General features: G+C 61.9%; 16 protein-coding genes and 1 tRNA gene. 11 read left to right on the forward strand and 6 right to left on the reverse strand.

The window, feature by feature from the left end; all coding sequences use genetic code 11:
• The first annotated feature begins 93 nt into the window (after positions 1-93).
• Positions 94-933 (forward strand): PfkB family carbohydrate kinase, encoded by an 840-nt coding sequence (locus FHS06_RS03180; RefSeq protein ID WP_167045334.1) that lies wholly within the window; start codon positions 94-96, stop codon positions 931-933.
• Positions 934-943: 10 nt separating this feature from the next.
• Here FHS06_RS03180 and FHS06_RS03185 read toward each other — a convergent pair whose 3' ends face one another.
• The 4 genes from FHS06_RS03185 to FHS06_RS03195 form a co-directional block, all read right to left on the reverse strand.
• Positions 944-1252, reverse strand: a complete 309-nt coding sequence (locus FHS06_RS03185; protein ID WP_341779347.1) for an SDR family oxidoreductase — start codon at positions 1250-1252, stop codon at positions 944-946.
• Between the two features lie 120 nt (positions 1253-1372).
• Positions 1373-1534 (reverse strand): hypothetical protein, encoded by a 162-nt coding sequence (locus FHS06_RS13770; RefSeq protein WP_208387873.1) that lies wholly within the window; start codon positions 1532-1534, stop codon positions 1373-1375.
• A 173-nt stretch (positions 1535-1707) separates the two neighbouring features.
• The gene (locus tag FHS06_RS03190) at positions 1708-2292 is read right to left on the reverse strand and encodes a hypothetical protein (RefSeq protein WP_167045337.1); all 585 of its coding nucleotides are present in this window, start codon (positions 2290-2292) and stop codon (positions 1708-1710) included.
• A 213-nt stretch (positions 2293-2505) separates the two neighbouring features.
• A tRNA-Gly gene (locus FHS06_RS03195) sits at positions 2506-2579 on the reverse strand.
• A gap of 60 nt (positions 2580-2639) precedes the next feature.
• On the opposite strand from FHS06_RS03195, the gene dcd reads away from it, so the two are divergent.
• From dcd to FHS06_RS03210, 3 genes are read left to right on the forward strand one after another with little or no spacing between them, the layout of a single operon-like run.
• The gene (gene dcd, locus FHS06_RS03200) at positions 2640-3245 is read left to right on the forward strand and encodes a dCTP deaminase (protein ID WP_167045340.1); all 606 of its coding nucleotides are present in this window, start codon (positions 2640-2642) and stop codon (positions 3243-3245) included.
• Between the two features lie 46 nt (positions 3246-3291).
• Positions 3292-5241: a BCCT family transporter gene (locus FHS06_RS03205; RefSeq protein WP_167045343.1), complete on the forward strand. Its 1950-nt coding sequence runs from the start codon at positions 3292-3294 to the stop codon at positions 5239-5241.
• A gap of 52 nt (positions 5242-5293) precedes the next feature.
• On the forward strand, positions 5294-5722 hold the full coding sequence (locus tag FHS06_RS03210; RefSeq protein WP_310734861.1) for a MarR family winged helix-turn-helix transcriptional regulator: 429 nt from the start codon (positions 5294-5296) through the stop codon (positions 5720-5722).
• 6 nt (positions 5723-5728) lie between these two features.
• Here FHS06_RS03210 and FHS06_RS03215 read toward each other — a convergent pair whose 3' ends face one another.
• Positions 5729-7105 carry an MFS transporter gene (locus FHS06_RS03215; protein ID WP_167047858.1) on the reverse strand — a complete coding sequence of 459 codons (1377 nt, stop codon included), beginning with the start codon at positions 7103-7105 and terminating at the stop codon, positions 5729-5731.
• A gap of 305 nt (positions 7106-7410) precedes the next feature.
• Here FHS06_RS03215 and dnaK point away from each other — a divergent pair, with 305 nt between their 5' ends.
• From dnaK to FHS06_RS03250, 7 genes are read left to right on the forward strand one after another with little or no spacing between them, the layout of a single operon-like run.
• Complete coding sequence (gene dnaK / locus FHS06_RS03220; protein ID WP_167045346.1) at positions 7411-9276, forward strand: molecular chaperone DnaK; 1866 nt, start codon at positions 7411-7413, stop codon at positions 9274-9276.
• 9 nt (positions 9277-9285) lie between these two features.
• Complete coding sequence (locus FHS06_RS03225; protein ID WP_167045349.1) at positions 9286-9879, forward strand: nucleotide exchange factor GrpE; 594 nt, start codon at positions 9286-9288, stop codon at positions 9877-9879.
• Between the two features lie 8 nt (positions 9880-9887).
• On the forward strand, positions 9888-10907 hold the full coding sequence (locus FHS06_RS03230) for a DnaJ C-terminal domain-containing protein (RefSeq protein ID WP_167045352.1): 1020 nt from the start codon (positions 9888-9890) through the stop codon (positions 10905-10907).
• A gap of 39 nt (positions 10908-10946) precedes the next feature.
• On the forward strand, positions 10947-11387 hold the full coding sequence (locus tag FHS06_RS03235) for a heat shock protein transcriptional repressor HspR (RefSeq protein WP_165140368.1): 441 nt from the start codon (positions 10947-10949) through the stop codon (positions 11385-11387).
• Between the two features lie 41 nt (positions 11388-11428).
• A complete protein-coding gene (locus FHS06_RS03240; RefSeq protein ID WP_167045355.1) occupies positions 11429-12178 on the forward strand; it encodes a potassium channel family protein in 750 nt (249 codons plus the stop codon).
• A gap of 9 nt (positions 12179-12187) precedes the next feature.
• On the forward strand, positions 12188-13915 hold the full coding sequence (locus tag FHS06_RS03245; RefSeq protein WP_167045358.1) for an ABC transporter ATP-binding protein: 1728 nt from the start codon (positions 12188-12190) through the stop codon (positions 13913-13915).
• Entirely contained in the window at positions 13912-15942 is a 2031-nt protein-coding gene (locus tag FHS06_RS03250) for an ABC transporter ATP-binding protein (RefSeq protein ID WP_167045361.1), read from the forward strand. The genes FHS06_RS03245 and FHS06_RS03250 overlap by 4 nt, the downstream gene beginning before the upstream one ends.
• Here FHS06_RS03250 and FHS06_RS03255 read toward each other — a convergent pair.
• Positions 15939-17240: an ion channel protein gene (locus tag FHS06_RS03255; protein WP_167045364.1), complete on the reverse strand. Its 1302-nt coding sequence runs from the start codon at positions 17238-17240 to the stop codon at positions 15939-15941. The genes FHS06_RS03250 and FHS06_RS03255 overlap by 4 nt on opposite strands.
• Positions 17241-17242 lie beyond the last annotated feature (2 nt).

Below are 17242 nucleotides of genomic sequence, written 5' to 3' on the forward strand. Positions count from 1 at the left end.
TCCTCACGTCGGGGCGGGGGACCGCGTTGTCCGGGAACGGGCGCAAAAGCACCCCTTCGGTTATACCCCGTCAACGCATGATGAAATGGCGGTATGGATCTTTCGGCACTGGGCGCACTCTGCGTTGTAGGCAGTATCAACGTTGACGTGACGGCATCCGTGGTGCGTCTTCCCGCACCGGGCGAGACCGTGATGGGCAACGCGTTGCGACGGGATGCCGGAGGTAAAGGTGCAAACCAAGCGGTCGCTGCGGCTCGTCTCGGTGCCGCCGTGCGCATGGTCGGTGCCGTTGGCGATGATAGCGACGGCCAAGCGATGCTGCAGAACCTCCGCGATGCCGGAGTCAACGTGAGTGACGTCTGGCTCGGCGAAGATGCAACCGGAACCGCGCTGATCACGGTCGACGAAACCGGCGAGAACAGCATCGTCGTGTGTGCCGGGGCCAACGCCACGGTGTCGATCGACGGAGTGACCTTCGACGAAAACGAAGCCGTGCTGGCGCAGCTTGAAATTCCGATGGCAACGGTCGAAGCGCTCGCCGCTGTAGTGCCGGGCTACTTTGTGGTGAACGCGGCTCCCGCGCAGGGCGTGCCGCAGTCGGTTGTCGACCGAGCGGATCTGTTCATCGTCAACGAGACCGAGTTCGCCGCGTTGCCCGCCCTCAAAGACGCAAAGCTCGTTGCCGTCACCGAAGGCTCGGCGGGGGCAGCACTCTTCTCGCACGGCAAAGAGATCGCTCGGGCCACTGCGCCGCGCGTGCACTCGATCAGCGCAGTTGGCGCGGGCGATGCGTTTTGCGCTGCGCTCACCGTGGCGCTGCACGCCGGGTGGGATCCCGTCGAGGCGCTCGCAGCAGCCTGCGCTGTCGGCGCGGATGCCGTGACGCACCTGGGCGCTCAGCCGCCGCTCGCAAAACTCCCCACGTACCGCTGAGGGGCAGGCGTCAGCCGCGCTTGATGCGGTCAGACATTACTTTGACGCCGGCCGACGACGTGAAGCCGCCATCGACGGGAATCTCGGCGCCAGAAATGTAGGCCGAGGCATCCGACATCAAAAAGGTGACCACACTCGCAACGTCTCGGGCGGCTCCCATGTGACCGAGTGGCGTGAGGTCCAATAGGGCGCTGCGCATCGCATCGGGCGCGTTCGCCGTCATGGGCGTTTCGATAAAGCCAGGGTGCACGATATTCACACGGATGCCGCGGGCTCCATATTCGGTCGCCGCGACGTGTGCCAGGCCCCGTAGCCCCACTGCTCACCGTGTAGGCGACCGGGTAATGCGCCGTGAGCGCTGCCGACGACCCGACGTTTACTATCGAAGAACCCTCGGCTATGAGCGGCGCGAGTGCCTGAATTCCGAGCATCGCCCCCGTCAGGTTGACCGCGATGACACGGGAGCCGTCTCGGCGACGTCGGTTGCGATGACCCGCGCGCCCGATTGCGCCATCAGGACGGCTGCCGCAAGTCCTTGCCCACCGGCGGCGCCCATGACAACCACGGTGTGATCAATCAGCCCGGAGTACGAAGTGGTCATTGACGCTCCCGCAGTGTTGCTGAGCGGCGACGATGCCGCTCTGACTCGACGCTAGCGTCAGTGCGCTACGTCGGGAACGCGCGATCACTGATACCGGCTATCAACAGAAATGACGGGTTGTGCGATCGTCGCGCATCCCGTCTCGGCTCGCGTCAGGCCACGCTCACCATGCGTCAAGGATGGGTCGCGTTGAGGCGGGATTCGAGCTCAGCAGCCATGGCTTCAACGTCTGATTGACGCACCTTGTCGTAAGTGCCGACGATGGGCGTAAGCGCCATAGCCAGTTCGCTTGTTTCTCGCCGGATTGTGATCCACAACGACGGGTACTTTAGGGCGATGAAGGTGCCCTTTGGGGTGATCGCGGCCTCCCGTGCTTCGATCGAGGCGATGTTCTTCAGGGGGATCGAGACGATCTCGCCGATCTTCTTGTCGCGGATCGTTAGAGAGTAGGCGTCTGTGGTCACGACGGGGACGCTGTACCGCGTGATGCGGGGCGCTGGCGAGGTCGCACCCAGCAGCGTGCGGAGGCGAGCCACGTCTTCGGGAAAGGGCGGTGCCGGTGCGATTCGAATAGCCAAACCATCGGATGCTCCGCCAGCCGTGCCAGCCACGTTCTTGTTGGCTCGCCGGGCGAATATCCACCTCATCACAAAGACGACGAGCGCCAGTATCACGGCGAGGATGATGTAGAAGAAAATGTCGACGCTTTCGTCTGACGAGGTTCCGGCCCCTGCCAAGACGGATGAGATTAAGGACACGATTCTCCGTTCGTCGCGCTGCGCGCGTCTTCTGTGCGGTTGCGACGGACGCGGTGACCAGTCGCCGCAGCGTCTTGTGCGAGGGAAAAGCTGAAAGTGTTGATGAATCTACCGGACCGCGCCCGGGCTCGACACCGTCGAGCTGACGGGAACTGTCCCATCGCACTAAAACACGAAGGCCCTCCCGCACGACCTTTGGCCGCACGTGAGAGCTGGAGGGGCTGACGGGAATCGAACCCGCGCTATCTGCTTGGGAAGCAGAAGTTCTGCCATTGAACTACAGCCCCATGCGCCAGAAGACGCCCGGCAAGCATAACAGCAGGCCCCTCCGCCGATAGGCTGAACGCGTGCTGCTCTCTGATGGCGATATCCGCAAAGAACTGGGCTCCGGCCGTATCGGGCTTGCCCCCTTCGACTCCGAAATGGTGCAGCCATCGAGCGTCGACGTGCGCCTCGACAGGTACTTCCGGCTCTTCGATAACCACAAGTACCCCTTCATCGATCCGGCCGAAGATCAGCCCGATCTCACGCGCCTCATCGAGGTCGCGCCCGACGAGCCGTTCATCTTGCACCCCGGCGAATTCGCGCTCGGCGCCACGTTTGAGCAGGTCTCGCTTCCCGACGATGTCGCCGCACGCCTTGAGGGCAAGTCTTCGCTTGGTCGCCTCGGGCTGCTCACGCACTCCACTGCGGGCTTCATCGACCCCGGGTTCACCGGTCACGTCACACTCGAACTATCGAACGTGGCAACGCTCCCCATCAAGCTGTGGCCCGGCATGAAGATCGGCCAGCTGTGCTTCTTCCGCCTCTCGTCGCCTGCCGACAACCCCTACGGAAGCGGCCCTTACGGCAATCGGTACCAGGGGCAGCGGGGGCCGACGGCATCCCGTTCAGCGCTCAACTTTCATCACACGAACGTGGGCCTAACAGATCTGGGCGCTGCGGGCAATTAATCTTCCCGACCTGACAATTGCTCTCAGCGTTCGTTAAGGTTGCGGAATGCCGGATGCCAAAACCACCCGCGCCACTGCGCCACAAATAGTCGAGCCCAAGACCACGATCAAGCGCTGGGTCTTTTGGCCTGCGGCGATCGTGGTTCTCACCTTTAGCGGGTTCGCTCTCATCGCACCCGACGCCGCTGAGGCGATGTTCGGCGCGATCCAATCGTCGATCGTCAGCGCATTCAACTGGTACTACGTACTCATCGCTGCCTTCTTTGTGGCGTTTGCGTTCTTTCTCGGGTTCAGTCGGTTCGGTGACATCAAACTTGGCGCGGATGACGACAAGCCCGAGTTCTCGCTCGGGGCCTGGTTTTCGCTGCTGTTTGCCGCAGGTATGGGAATCGGCCTCGTCTTCTACGGCGTCAGCGAGCCACTCAGCCACTTCGTCACGCCGCGCCCCGGTGTGAGCGGAACCCCCGAACAACTCGCGCAGTCGGCACTGAGCCAGACCTATCTGCACTGGGGTGTGCAGGCCTGGTCGATTTACGTGATTGTCGGTCTCGGCCTCGCCTACGCGATTCACCGTCGCAAGCGGCCCATCTCGATTCGCTGGACGCTTGAGCCACTTCTCGGCAAGCGCGTGCGTGGGGGCTGGGGAAACGCGATCGATGTCGTCGCGCTCGTCGGCACCCTCTTTGGGGTCGCCACGTCGCTCGGACTCGGCGTGCTGCAGATCAGCGCTGGACTCGATTCGGCGGGTCTTTTTGAGCCCAACGAATTCGTGCAGATCATCATCATTGCGATCATCACGGTGTTCGTGCTGATGTCGGTGCTTTCGGGTGTGACCAAGGGCATGAAGTGGCTCTCGTCGTTCAACCTGATCCTCGCCGGTATCCTGGTGCTCTACCTGTTGGTGTTTGGCCAGACCGAATTTCTGCTGCGCGAATGGGTGCAGTCGATCGGTAACTACATTCAGGGTTTCGTCGGCCTCTCGTTCAACGTCAGCGCATTCGCTGGTGACGCGGGTGAATCGTGGCAGGCATCGTGGACGTCGTTCTACTGGGGTTGGTGGATTTCGTGGGCGCCCTTCGTGGGTATCTTCATCGCCCGCATCTCTCGCGGACGCACGGTGCGCCAATTCGTCATGGGCGTCATCATCGTGCCCACCCTCATCACGATCCTGTGGTTTGCGGTGCTTGGCGGTTCGGCGCTGTACATCGAGTTGAATCAACCGGGTGCGTTGACGACCGCTGGCGGAACTGTCGACCTCAACACCGCGCTGTTCCAGATGCTGCAGTACATTCCGGGAACGCCAGTGCTCACGATCGGCGTGATCTTGTTGATCACGATCTTCTTCGTGACGTCGTCTGACTCTGGCGCCCTTGTCATGGGAATGATCGCGACGGGCGGGCAGATCAACCCGCCCAAGTGGGTTCGTACATTCTTCACGCTCATCACAGCGCTCCTCGCGATCTCGCTGCTGCTCACGGGTGGCTTGCAGGCGTTGCAGACCGCGGCGATCATCATTGCTCTGCCGTTCAGCATCATCATGCTGCTGATGTGTTGGTCGACAGTGATTGCATTCAGTCGAGAGCGGCGAGCGTACGATCGCGCAGCACGCGCACAGTTCGTCGATGCGATCGGTGAGCACTACGGGCTTGAGGTCGAAAAGCCCAATGAAGAGGGCGACCTCGGCCGAGCTTCGTCGTGGGCGCGTCGTATCGCGCGACGCGTGGGGCTCCGACACGATGCCCCAACCGCCGCGATTGACGTTGTCGATGCGCCGGTGCAATCAGGGTCTACTGAGACCGACAGTGACGAGGTTTCTCGCAGTGCGGCGCAAAGCACGCTTGAGGCGCAGAATGCCCGACCTGGCGGCATCCCCACCGAAGACATCGACTTCATCGTGGACAACGACCCGCAGTCGAGTGGCGACGTGCAGGAGATGCTCGACCGTCGAAGTGAAGACGACGGCAAAGACCCGCTCGGAGACGGCGCAACTCGCTAGGCGCACGGAGCCTCACCGAGAAGCATGTCAGGTGGCATGTAATACTCGAACCGTGACCTCACCTCAACCCGCGGATGCGGCCGACGAGATCCTTTTGGCTCTCGGCCGTCTCCGTGGGCGAAGGGGGCCGCGTCCCACCGACGGTGGTCCGGGTCGAATGCGCCTGCTCATGGCGGTGGCTGCGGCATCCGCGCCGCTCTCGGTGAGTGAAATCGCCGATGTCATCGCCGTCGACCAGCCGCGCGCTTCGCGCCTAGTGCAGCAGTCAGTCGATCTTGATCTCGTGCGGAGAGAAGCCGACCCGGCCGACGCGCGACGTACCCAGATCGTGCTCACCGAGGCTGGCACAGCGCTTATCGACGGGTTTCGCGAAAAGCGACGCACTGCGTTGAATACGGCGCTCGCCGAGTTCGACGAGTCCGAGCGTACGGAGCTTGTACGACTGCTCTCGAAGCTTGCCGAGGCGTGGCCGCACGCATAACCGCCGCTAGTCGATCGCGACCTGCTTTTCTTTCACGGGCAGCATGAGCACGAGACCTGCGAGCAGCACGATGACAAGCCCGAGGATGCCGAGCCGCGTGTCGCCAGTGAGTGCAACAAACAGCGCAAACAGGCTGGGTGCAAGAAACGAAACGGCCCGGCCACTCGTGGCATAGAGCCCGAAGATCTCGCCCTCGCGCCCTGGAGGTGTGATGCGAGCAAGGAACGAGCGGCTTGCAGACTGCACGGGGCCGACGAACCCAGTGAGCACGAGTCCGGCGATCCAGAACCCCACCTGAGCGGTGCCGATGAAGAGCACCGCGGAACCTGCGATCACGAGCCCCGCGAGAGACACGATGATGACGCGCTTGGGTCCGAAGGAGTCATCGAGGCGCCCCGCGATGATCGTGCTGATACCGGCAACGACGTTGGCGGCCACTGCGAAGTACAGCACCTCGGTGCTGGAAAACCCGAAGACTTGCGCTGCGATGATCGCACCAAATGTGAAGACACCAGCGAGCCCGTCACGAAAGACAGCGCTCGCTAAGAGGAACATCAAGACCTGGCGGTTGCTGTGCCAAAGCTTCGAGATCGTCTTCGCAAGTACGGCGTACGACCGAAAGAATCCGACACGCACTTGCACATCTCGGGCCGGGATCTCAGGAACTTTCACGAGCACGGGGATGGCGAAGATCGCGAACCAGATTGCCGACGCGACGACAGCCATCCGCACGTGCAAGCCGCCCTCGGTCGAAATGCCCAGGAGTCCTGCCTCCCCCTCCGTGCCGAAACCCTGCACGAAGAGAGCGAGCAGCACGATGAGCAGCACGATGCCGCCGACGTATCCCATGCCCCACCCAAAGCCCGAGACGCGCCCCATGTTCTTGCGCGTAGAGACCTGCACGAGCATCGCGTTGTAGTTGACGCCTGCGAACTCGAAGAAGATGTTTCCGACGGCGAGGAGCGTCGCGCCAAGAATGAGGTAACCGGGGGCTCCGTCGACGAAGAACATGGCGAGCATCGCCAGAACGACGGCCCCCGTATTGATGCCGAGCCACAGCTTTCGGCGGCCCGTGCCATCGGAGCGCTGACCGAGCACGGGGGCGAGTATGGCAATCAGCACGCCAGCGATAGCGAGAGCCCATCCGATGGTGCTCGCATTGTCGGCGAGGGCGGCGACGAGAGCCGGGTCTTTGGCGTCGCCGTCAGCGGCGGCAACGATCGCGGGATCAACGAAGAGCTCGCTGGCAAGAAAAGTACTGAACACAAACGTTGTCACGACAGCGTTGAAAGCCGCCGAGCCCCAGTCCCACAGTGCCCACGACACCACTTGACCGCGCGGGATCACGCGGTTCTGTGCGGAATCGTCAGATTGTGCAGCCATTCCCAAGAGGGCCCCGGTGGATGCAGCGGGCGGCGAGGCGGCTGTTCGGGAGTTTGCTCGCGATGGTTTGTGGTCGTTCACAGCCTTACGGTATGCCCCAGGGGTAAACAGTGGGTAGCGCTCCTTGCAGATACAAACGTGGTGTTCCGCGAATTCTTCAAAGTTGAGCCGACTGATGTCAACTTCATTTGACACAAACAGCGTCGCTGAGTAACCTTGAGTCATCACGGCTCAACCTGTTGATTCGTGAGCAAACTTCGTCACCACTGGCCACGCTGGGCGCGGCCCCCGTAAAGGAGAATCACATGCCACGTGCTGTTGGAATCGACCTCGGTACGACCAACTCGGTCGTCAGCGTCCTCGAGGGCGGCGAGCCCAAGGTCATCGCAAACGCCGAAGGTTTCCGCACAACCCCCTCGGTTGTCGCGTTCACAAAAGATGGCGAGGTGCTCGTCGGTGAAACCGCGAAGCGCCAGGCCGTCACGAACGTTGACCGCACAATCTCTTCCGTCAAGCGCCACATGGGCACCGACTGGAAGACGCAGCCGATCGACGACAAGGGTTACACCCCGCAAGAAATCTCGGCTCGCATTCTGCAGAAGCTGAAGCACGACGCTGAGCAGTATCTCGGCGACACAGTGACGGATGCCGTCATCACGGTGCCCGCGTACTTCAACGACGCTGAGCGCCAGGCTACGAAAGAGGCCGGCGAGATCGCGGGACTCAACGTTCTGCGCATCATCAACGAGCCCACTGCCGCAGCTCTTGCGTACGGTCTCGACAAGGGTAAAGAAGACGAACTCATCCTCGTATTCGACCTCGGTGGCGGTACGTTCGACGTCTCGCTGCTCGAGGTGGGCAAGGATGACGACTTCTCGACTATTCAGGTGCGTTCAACGGCCGGCGACAACCGTCTCGGTGGCGACGACTGGGACCAGCGCGTCGTTGACTACCTGATCAAGCAGTTCAAGGCGACGTCGGGCGTTGACGTCTCGGGCGACAAGATTGCGCTGCAGCGCCTCAAGGAAGCTGCCGAGCAGGCGAAGAAGGAGCTCTCGAGCTCGAGCTCGACGGGCGTCAACCTTCCCTACCTCTCGCTGACCGACAGCGGCCCGGTGTCACTTTCTGAGACCATCACGCGCGCCAAGTTCGAGGACCTCACCAAGGATCTCCTCGACCGCACCAAGAAGCCGTTCGCTGACGTCATCCGTGAAGCTGGCATCAAGGTTTCGGACATCGACCACGTTGTTCTCGTTGGTGGCTCGACCCGTATGCCTGCTGTTGCCGAACTGGTGAAGCAGGAAGCCGGAAAAGAAGCCAACAAGGGTGTCAACCCTGACGAGGTCGTCGCCGTAGGCGCTGCCCTCCAGGCTGGCGTGCTGAAGGGCGAGCGCAAGGACGTTCTGCTCATCGATGTGACTCCCCTGAGCCTCGGTATCGAGACCAAGGGTGGCATCATGACGAAGCTCATCGAGCGGAACACCGCTATCCCTACCAAGCGCAGCGAAACCTTTACGACTGCCGACGACAACCAGCCGTCTGTTGCCATTCAGGTCTTCCAGGGTGAGCGTGAATTCACGCGCGACAACAAGCCGCTCGGAACGTTTGAGCTCACCGGAATCGCCCCGGCCCCCCGCGGAATTCCGCAGGTCGAGGTGACCTTCGATATCGACGCCAACGGCATCGTGCACGTGTCCGCAAAGGACAAGGGCACCGGCACCGAGCAGTCGATGACGATCACCGGTGGCTCGTCGCTTCCGAAGGAAGACATCGAGCGCATGGTGCGCGAAGCCGAAGAGAACGCCGCAGAAGACAAGAAGCGTCGCGAGCTCGCCGAGGTGCGCAACCAGGCCGAGACCCTCTCTTACTCGATCGAGAAGCTCATCAGCGACAACGCTGACAAGCTGCCCGAAGAGGTCAAGACAGAGGTTCAGGGTGACGTTGACGCACTCAAGGCAGCACTCGCCGGAGACGACGACGACGCCGTGAAGACAGCGTTCGACAAGCTCAACGCCAGCCAGCAGAAGCTCGGCGAAGCGATCTACGCGTCGAGCCAGTCTGAGCAGGCTGCCCCGAGCGCTGACGAGCAGCCCGCAGACAGCGGTGAGACGGCATCCGATGAGGATGTCGTTGACGCCGAGGTCATCGACGAAGACGACGAAAAGAAGTAAGACAGAGTCATGGCAAATAAGAACTTCGACGAAACGCCCGAAGGCGACGACGAGGTTCGGCCGAGCGACGAGGGGTCGGAAGCGCAGGCTTCCGGCCCCGAGTCGCAGGACGAGCTGACGGTCGACGACATTCTGGGCGCCGCGCAGAGCGCAGAGGCCGCGGCCGGAGGCGCAGAAGCTGCAGCCGACGAGCCCGACCTTTTGATTGACCTCAAGCGCGTTCAGGCCGAATACGCCAACTACCGCCGCCGCACGGAAGACCAGCGCGAGGTAGAAATCGAGCGCGCAAAGGGTTCGGTCGCAAAGGGCCTCCTGCCCGTGCTCGATGATCTCGACCGTGCCGCCAAGCACGGCGACCTCGTCGACGGCACGCCGTTCGCTGCCATCGCTGAAAAACTCCGTGCGGTCGCGGAGCGCATGGGCCTTGAAACGTACGGTGCCGCAGGCGATGTCTTCGACCCACAACAGCACGAGGCGATCTTCCAGCAGCCGACCCCCGGTGCGACAGAAACGACTGTTCTTGAAGTCGTCGAGGTCGGTTACCGGCTCGGCACTGTCGAACTGCGCCCGGCGAAGGTCGTCGTCGCCGTTCCGGCGGAATAGGAGACGATGTGGCCAGTCAGGACTGGTTCGACAAGGACTTCTACGCAATGCTCGGCGTCTCAAAAGACGTCAGCGCTGCCGACCTGAAGAAGACCTACCGCAAACTCGCGCGCAAGTATCACCCCGATTCGAACCAGGGAAATACCAAGGCTGAAGCGAAATTCAAAGAAATCAGCGAAGCCTATTCGGTGCTGAACGACCCTGCCCAGCGTGAAGAATACGACCAGATCCGCGCCATGGGTTCAGGTGCGCGTTTCAGCGCCGGCGGCACGAGCGGTGGCGGATTCGATGACGTGTTCAGCGGATTCGGCGGCCCCCGCGGTGGAGCACGTGGCGGACGAGGTGGATCAGCCGGGTTCTCTCAAGAGGACTTCGGCGACTTCTTCAGCATGTTCGACCAGGGCGGATCGTCGTCACGGTTCGGATCTGGCTCGTTCGGTCAGACGAGCGGTGGTTTCCGCGGCTATGGCGGCCCCACGAAGGGCGCTGACGTCACTGCGCGCACAACGCTCGACTTCATTACGGCAGCCAAGGGCGAAACGATCAGTTTGCAGTCCGAAGAGGGCAAGCCGTTCAAGGTGAAGATTCCCGCCGGAGTCGCCGATGGGCAGAAGATTCGCCTGCGCGGACGCGGGCGCCCCTCTCCCGACGGTGGCGAAAGCGGTGATGTGGTGGTGCAGATCTCTGTGCGGCAGCATCCTGTCTTTACCCGCGACGGGCTCAACCTGCGAGTTGTCGTTCCCGTGACCTTCACAGAAGCAGCCCTCGGTGCCACGATTGAAGTGCCAACGCTCGGCGGCGATGCCGTCAAGTTGCGGGTCGCGCCGGGAACCCCGTCAGCACGAGTGCTTCGGGTGAAAGGGCGCGGCATCCAAACCGCGAAGGGCACCGGTGACCTCCTCGCGGAGGTGCAGGTGGCAGTGCCGACGCATCTCGACGATGCGGCACGCGCCGCTCTGGAGAAGTTTCAAGAACTCGAACCGAACGAAAACCCACGCGCCGATCTCATGACGAAAGCACGCGGATAGCTGAACACGAGGGATGAGAGAAGACGGGAGGTGACGTACATGTCGGAAGACACGATTGACGAAGATGCGCCCATTTTCGCCATCGCCACCGCGGCGGAGCTTGCGAACATGCACCCGCAGACGCTCCGTCAGTACGACCGCATCGGTCTCGTCGTTCCCGCCCGCACAAAAGGTGGCTCTCGACGTTACTCCGTGCGTCACATCGCACAGCTGCGCGAAGTCGGGAGGCTTTCAGCCGAAGGCATGAGCCTCCCGGCCATCGCGCGCATTCTTGAGCTTGAAGATCGTGTGCGAAACCTTGACCGCCAGGTGAGAGAGCTCGAACAGCGCGTCGCGAGCGAACTCGAAAACCGCCCCGGTGCGCGGGTATTCGCCGCGGGCGCAACCGGATCTGTCGTGAGACTTCGGCACGGAACGCGAATGCGGCGTGCCACCGAGATCGTGGTGTGGCGTCCCCGCGGCGGCGAGCTCGAGCGTTAAGAATAGAACGAGCAGCGTCAACACCCCGGGGAGTTCCACTCATGTCGCGTAATCAAAAAGCGATGACGCGGTGGGAGTCCGTCACCCGGTGGCCGCTGACCGCCGCCGCCCTCGTCTTTCTCGTTGTCTATACCGCGCAGGTCACGCTCGAGTACACCGGTACTGCGCGCCTCATCGCTTCGACGCTCATCTTTGCGACCTGGGTTGCTTTCTTCGTTGACTACATCGTGCGGCTGAGCCTTGCGGATCCCAAAGGCGAGTGGTTCCGAAAGCATCTGTTCGACCTCGCTGCCGTGCTTCTGCCGATGCTGCGCCCGGTGCGCCTGCTCAGCGTTTTCGTTCGACCGCAGGGGGCGAAAGAAAGCGCCGGCGCGAATCTTCGAGCGCGCATGCTGATCTACGGTATTGGCGCCGCGCTGCTGCTTGTGTGGATCGCTGCGCTCTCAGTGCTCGAGGTTGAGCGCTACGCGGCGGGAGGCAACATTCGGAGCTTCGGCGACGCGATCTGGTGGGCTTTTTGCACAGTGACAACCGTTGGCTACGGTGACTTTGTGCCGGTGACGTTGCCAGGGCGCGCAATCGCCATCGGCCTCATGCTTGGTGGTGTCGTGCTCGTCGGCCTCATCACTGCGACGTTCTCGTCGTGGGTGATTGATCGCGTCACTCGAGGACACCAGGAGCAGCGCGCAGCGACCCGCGCGGATGTCGAGCGTCTTACTGCCGAACTCGACGCGCGGTTGCCCCGGCCGAGCGGGAACAACGGGCTCCCGAATGTCGGCGGTCAGCTCTAGTCTGAGCGTGTGCTCGGAAAAATCCTCTATCGCTACCTCAAGGAGTATCGCTGGCTCCTCGGAGGTGTGCTGGCGTTCCAGTTCATCGCAGCGATGGCATCTCTCTATCTGCCGCGACTGAACGCCAACATCATCGATCAGGGCGTCGCCCAGGGCGACACGGCGTACATCTGGTCGACCGGCACCGTAATGCTCGCTATCTCACTCGGGCAGATCACGGCATCCATCATCGCCACCTACTTCGCAGCGCGAGCATCTATGGCCGCGGGGCGAGATATTCGCCGTGACGTCTACGAAAAGGTGAGCGGTTTCTCCGAGCGTGAAGTGTCGACTTTCGGGCCCGGTTCGCTGATCACTCGCAACACGAACGATGTGCAGCAAGTGCAGATGCTCGCGATGATGGCGTCGACCATGCTGGTCAACGCGCCGTTGCTCGCAATCGGCGGCATTGTGATGGCGCTGCAGCAGGATGTGGGGCTCAGCTGGTTGATCGGTGTGTCGGTGCCGACCCTGCTCGTGATCGCGGGACTCATCATCAGCCGCATGGTGCCGTTGTTTCGTCAGTTTCAGAAGAAATTGGATGCGGTAAACCGCATCCTTCGCGAGCAGCTCACCGGCGTTCGCGTTGTACGCGCGTTCGTGCGCGAAGACATCGAAGAAGAGCGTTTCCGTGGCGCCAACACCGACATCATGGTGGTCGGGCGTAAAGTCGGGTCGCTCTTCGTGCTGCTCTTTCCGCTCGCGATGCTCGTGCTCAACATCACTGTCGTCGGAGTGATTTGGTTCGGTGGAATTCAGGTGAGTGCTGGCACTGTTGAAATCGGGACCCTCTTCGCCTTCATGCAATACGTGGGGCTCATCATGACGGGCGTACTCATGGCGAGCTTCATGGCCATCATGATTCCGCGCGCCGCGGTGTCAGCCGAACGAATCAACGAGGTGCTTTCAAGCGAATCGACGCTCGTGAAGCCCGGAAACCCCGTTTCGGAGTTTCCGGCTCCCGGAGCGATTCGGTTCGACGAGGTTGAGTTCAGCTACCCCGGAGCCGAAAAGCCGGTTTTGCAAGGCATCAGTTTTGAGGCAGCGGCGGGTGAAACCGTGGCCATCGTCGGCTCGACGGGTTCGGGAAAGACCACGCTCATTTCGCTCATTCCGCGGCTTTTCGATGCCACCGCGGGTTCGGTTTCGCTGGGCGGCGTCGATGTTCGCGAAGCGGACCTTGACCGCATGTGGCAGGGCATCGGGCTCGTGCCGCAGCGCCCGTTTTTGTTCACCGGCACTGTCGCATCGAACCTTCGCTTCGGCCGTGAAGAAGCCACCGACGAAGAACTCTGGCAGGCTCTCGAGATCGCTCAGGGTCGCGATTTCGTCGAGGAAATGGCAGGCGGTTTGAACGCCCGCATTTCGCAGGGCGGTACGAACGTTTCGGGCGGCCAGCGACAGCGGTTGGCGATTGCGCGAGCCATTGTGCACCAGCCCGATGTACTCGTCTTCGACGACTCGTTCTCGGCTCTCGATCTCACCACCGACGCGCGGTTGCGCCAAGCGCTGTGGCGCGAACTTCCCGAAGTGACGAAGATCGTGGTCGCGCAGCGCATATCGACGATTACTGACGCCGACCGCATCGTGGTCCTCGATGCTGGTCGCATGGTCGGCGTCGGCACCCACGAGAAGCTGCTTGCGACGAACACGACCTACCGAGAAATCGTCGAGTCGCAGTTGGGAGTAGAAGCATGAGTTCTCCCGACATGTTGACCGAAGAAGAACGACTCGAGCTTGAGCTCGCTGAGCAAGCCCGCCAGACATCAGGCGACTGGGACAGCGTAAAGCCCGGCAAGGCGGCCAACTTCGGCGCCAGTTTTGCGCGACTCGTCGGCCTCCTCAAGCCCTACGCGGGTGCCTTCATCTTCGTTTCGATCCTCGGTGCGCTGGGGGTCGTGCTCGCGGTCATCGCTCCCCGTGTGCTGGGCGAAGCGACAAACATCATCTTTGAAGGTGTCACCTCGACGGCGCTCGGAACCCAGTTCGCCGAGGGGACTTCGCAGGCGGATGTCGTCGCAGCCCTCCAAGCGGCGGGCCAGACCGATATGGCCAATGTGGTGTCGGCGATGAATAACTTCGCGGTGGGTGCCGGCATCGACTTTGACCGACTTCGCGTCGTGATCGTCGCAGCGCTCGCAATCTACGTCGGATCATCGATTCTCACCTGGCTCCAGGGTTTCGTCATCAACATCATCATGGTGCGCACGATGTGGCGCCTGCGGGAATCTGTTGAGGCGAAGCTCAACCGACTCCCGCTCGCATACTTTGATCGGGTGCAGCGCGGTGAGTTGATTTCGCGAGTCACGAACGACATCGACAACATCACGCAGACAATGCAACAGTCGCTATCCACTGTTGTCACGTCCGTGCTCACGGTATTCGGTGTGCTCATCATGATGTTCTCGATCTCATGGCAGCTCGCGATAGTCGCGCTCATTTCTTTGCCACTCATGGCGGTCATTTTCGGCGTCATCGGCCCGCGCTCGCAGAAGGCCTTCGGCGTGCAATGGAAAAAAGTCGGCCGTCTCAACGCCCGCGTCGAAGAGTCGTTCTCCGGCCACGCGCTTGTGAAGGTCTTCGGGCGCGAGCAGGATTCGCGTGAGAAGTTCCAGGAAGAGAACGAAGATCTCTACCAGGCAGCCTTCAAAGCGCAGTTCCTCGCCGGCGTCATCATGCCCGGCATGATGTTCATCGGAAACCTCACCTACGTCGGAATTGCCGTGCTCGGTGGGCTGATGGTGGCGAGCGGAAATCTCCGCCTCGGCGATGTGCAGGCATTCATTCAGTACTCGCAGCAGTTCACCCAGCCGCTGTCAGAGCTCGGTGGAATGGCAGCGGTCATCCAGTCGGGAACGGCATCGGCCGAGCGCGTGTTCGAATTGCTCGACGCCGACGAGCAAGACCCTGACGCGGAAGACGCGCCAGCTCTCGTGCGCGGACCAGGAGTCATTGAATTCGAGAACGTGCAGTTCTCCTACTCGCCCGACAAGCCGCTCATCACGGATCTGTCGTTCCGTGTTGAGCCCGGCCAGACTGTCGCGATCGTCGGCCCGACAGGTGCGGGCAAGACAACGCTCGTCAACCTCATCATGCGGTTCTACGAAATCGATGACGGGCGCATTTTGCTAGATGGACAAGACATCGCCGAACTTTCGCGCGACGATGTGCGCTCACGCACCGGAATGGTGCTGCAGGATCCCTGGCTCTTTGCCGGAACGATCCGCGACAACATCCGATACGGCCGCGAATCTGCCACCGACGAAGAGATAGCCGACGCGGCGAACGCTACTCGCGTTGATCGTTTCGTGCACTCGCTGCCTGAGGGTTACGACACTGTGCTCGACGAAGACGCGGCGAATGTGTCAGCTGGCGAGAAGCAGCTCATCACTATCGCGCGCGCGTTCGTGGCTCAACCTGCTGTGCTCATCTTGGACGAGGCGACCTCGTCGGTAGACACCCGAACGGAACTGCTGCTGCAGCACGCGATGGCGGCGCTTCGCGAAGGCCGTACTTCGTTCGTCGTTGCTCACCGACTATCGACGATTCGTGACGCTGACCTCATCCTTGTGATGGAGCACGGTGACATCGTTGAAAAAGGCAGTCACAACGACCTCATCGCGAAAAAAGGCGCGTACTGGCGGTTGTACCAGTCGCAGTTCGAGCACGCCGCAACCGAACCCGACGCCGTTTCGCCGGAAGAGGGTGCAGTCACGGAGAGCTAGGCGCTTGCTGCCTGTGCGCCCGAAGGTTCTTGTTTTTTGGGATGCACGATCATCTCCGGCGCAACCCGCACGATGAGCCACGCTGGCAAGATCACAACACACATCACCGGAAGCAGGGTGATGTCACCCGAAATTGCGACAGCGATGAACAGCGCAATCCAGCCATCCCGTGAAACCGCGAGCGTAAGTCCCAGCACTCCACAGGCCACGGCGAGGCCGAGGGGCAGTCCGGGAATGAGCGCATGAGCGAGTGTGCCGAGCGCGACGCCGATAAAGACAGCGGGAAAGATTCTTCCGCCGCGAAAACCCGCAGCTGCAGCGACGACAAGGGCTGCGAGCTTGACGACGGTGATCACTGCGAGCTGCGCCGGGCTGTAGGCATCCGGGTTCGCCAACAACTCCGCCGACTGTTCGAGTCCTTTGAAAAGAGTGAGGGGCCCACCCAAAAGCCCGAGCAGTCCCAAAATGAGTCCGCCGAGCGCCGTGTAGATGACGGGGTTTCGTAGCCGTCGAAACAGGCGGTGCACGTGCGGAAAGACCGCTATTCCCACGAGTGCGAGCGCAGCGGCGGCACACGCAATACCAATGCCCCAGAGGGCTTCGATAGCGGGGTTCTCAGGCTGGTAGGCGGGAATCCCCGCGGTCATCGAGATGCCGCCACCCACCATTGATGCCACAATGCTGCCGGCGCCAGCCGCGACAAGAGGCAGAAACAGCTTGTCCCATAGTGAGCCGGGCGCTTTCGTTGCGGCAAGAATCCCAGTGAAGACGAGTGCGGCAGCGACCGGCGTGCCAAACAGCGCCCCGATTGTGCCGGCGGCCGCGAGAACAACAACGAGCTCCGTGGGCACCGCACTCCACAGTCGTGCGACGACCGCGACAGCGATCGCGGTATTGATGGCGATGATGGGGCTTTCAGGCCCAAGGCTTACGCCGCCAGCGAGCGCAAGCACAACCACGAGTGCGACGCTCGGCAGCGCTGACACCGGCAGGGTGGGCGCGACAAGCTCGGTCGTTGCCGAGTCGGTTCCGCCGTGGCCTGGAACGAGCCACACGACGAGACCGACTGCTGCACCCGTCAGCGTGAGGATGAGCACGACCCACCAACCATCTGGGTCAACCCCGAGGGCGGCTGGCAGCGTTTGCCACCACACTTGTTGCAACAGATGTGCCAGTTCGTCGAGCAACCACAGGGTAAGGGCGGATGCCACGCCGATCAGTAGTGCAGGCAGCGACAGCTGGAGGAGCTGCCGTGTGCGAAGGACGCCGCCGGGTGTGTCTCCTGAGGTTTGCGACATGG

Origin of the sequence: Microbacterium halimionae (assembly GCF_011761265.1) — a bacterium.
GTDB classification, from domain to species: Bacteria; Actinomycetota; Actinomycetes; order Actinomycetales; family Microbacteriaceae; genus Microbacterium; species Microbacterium halimionae.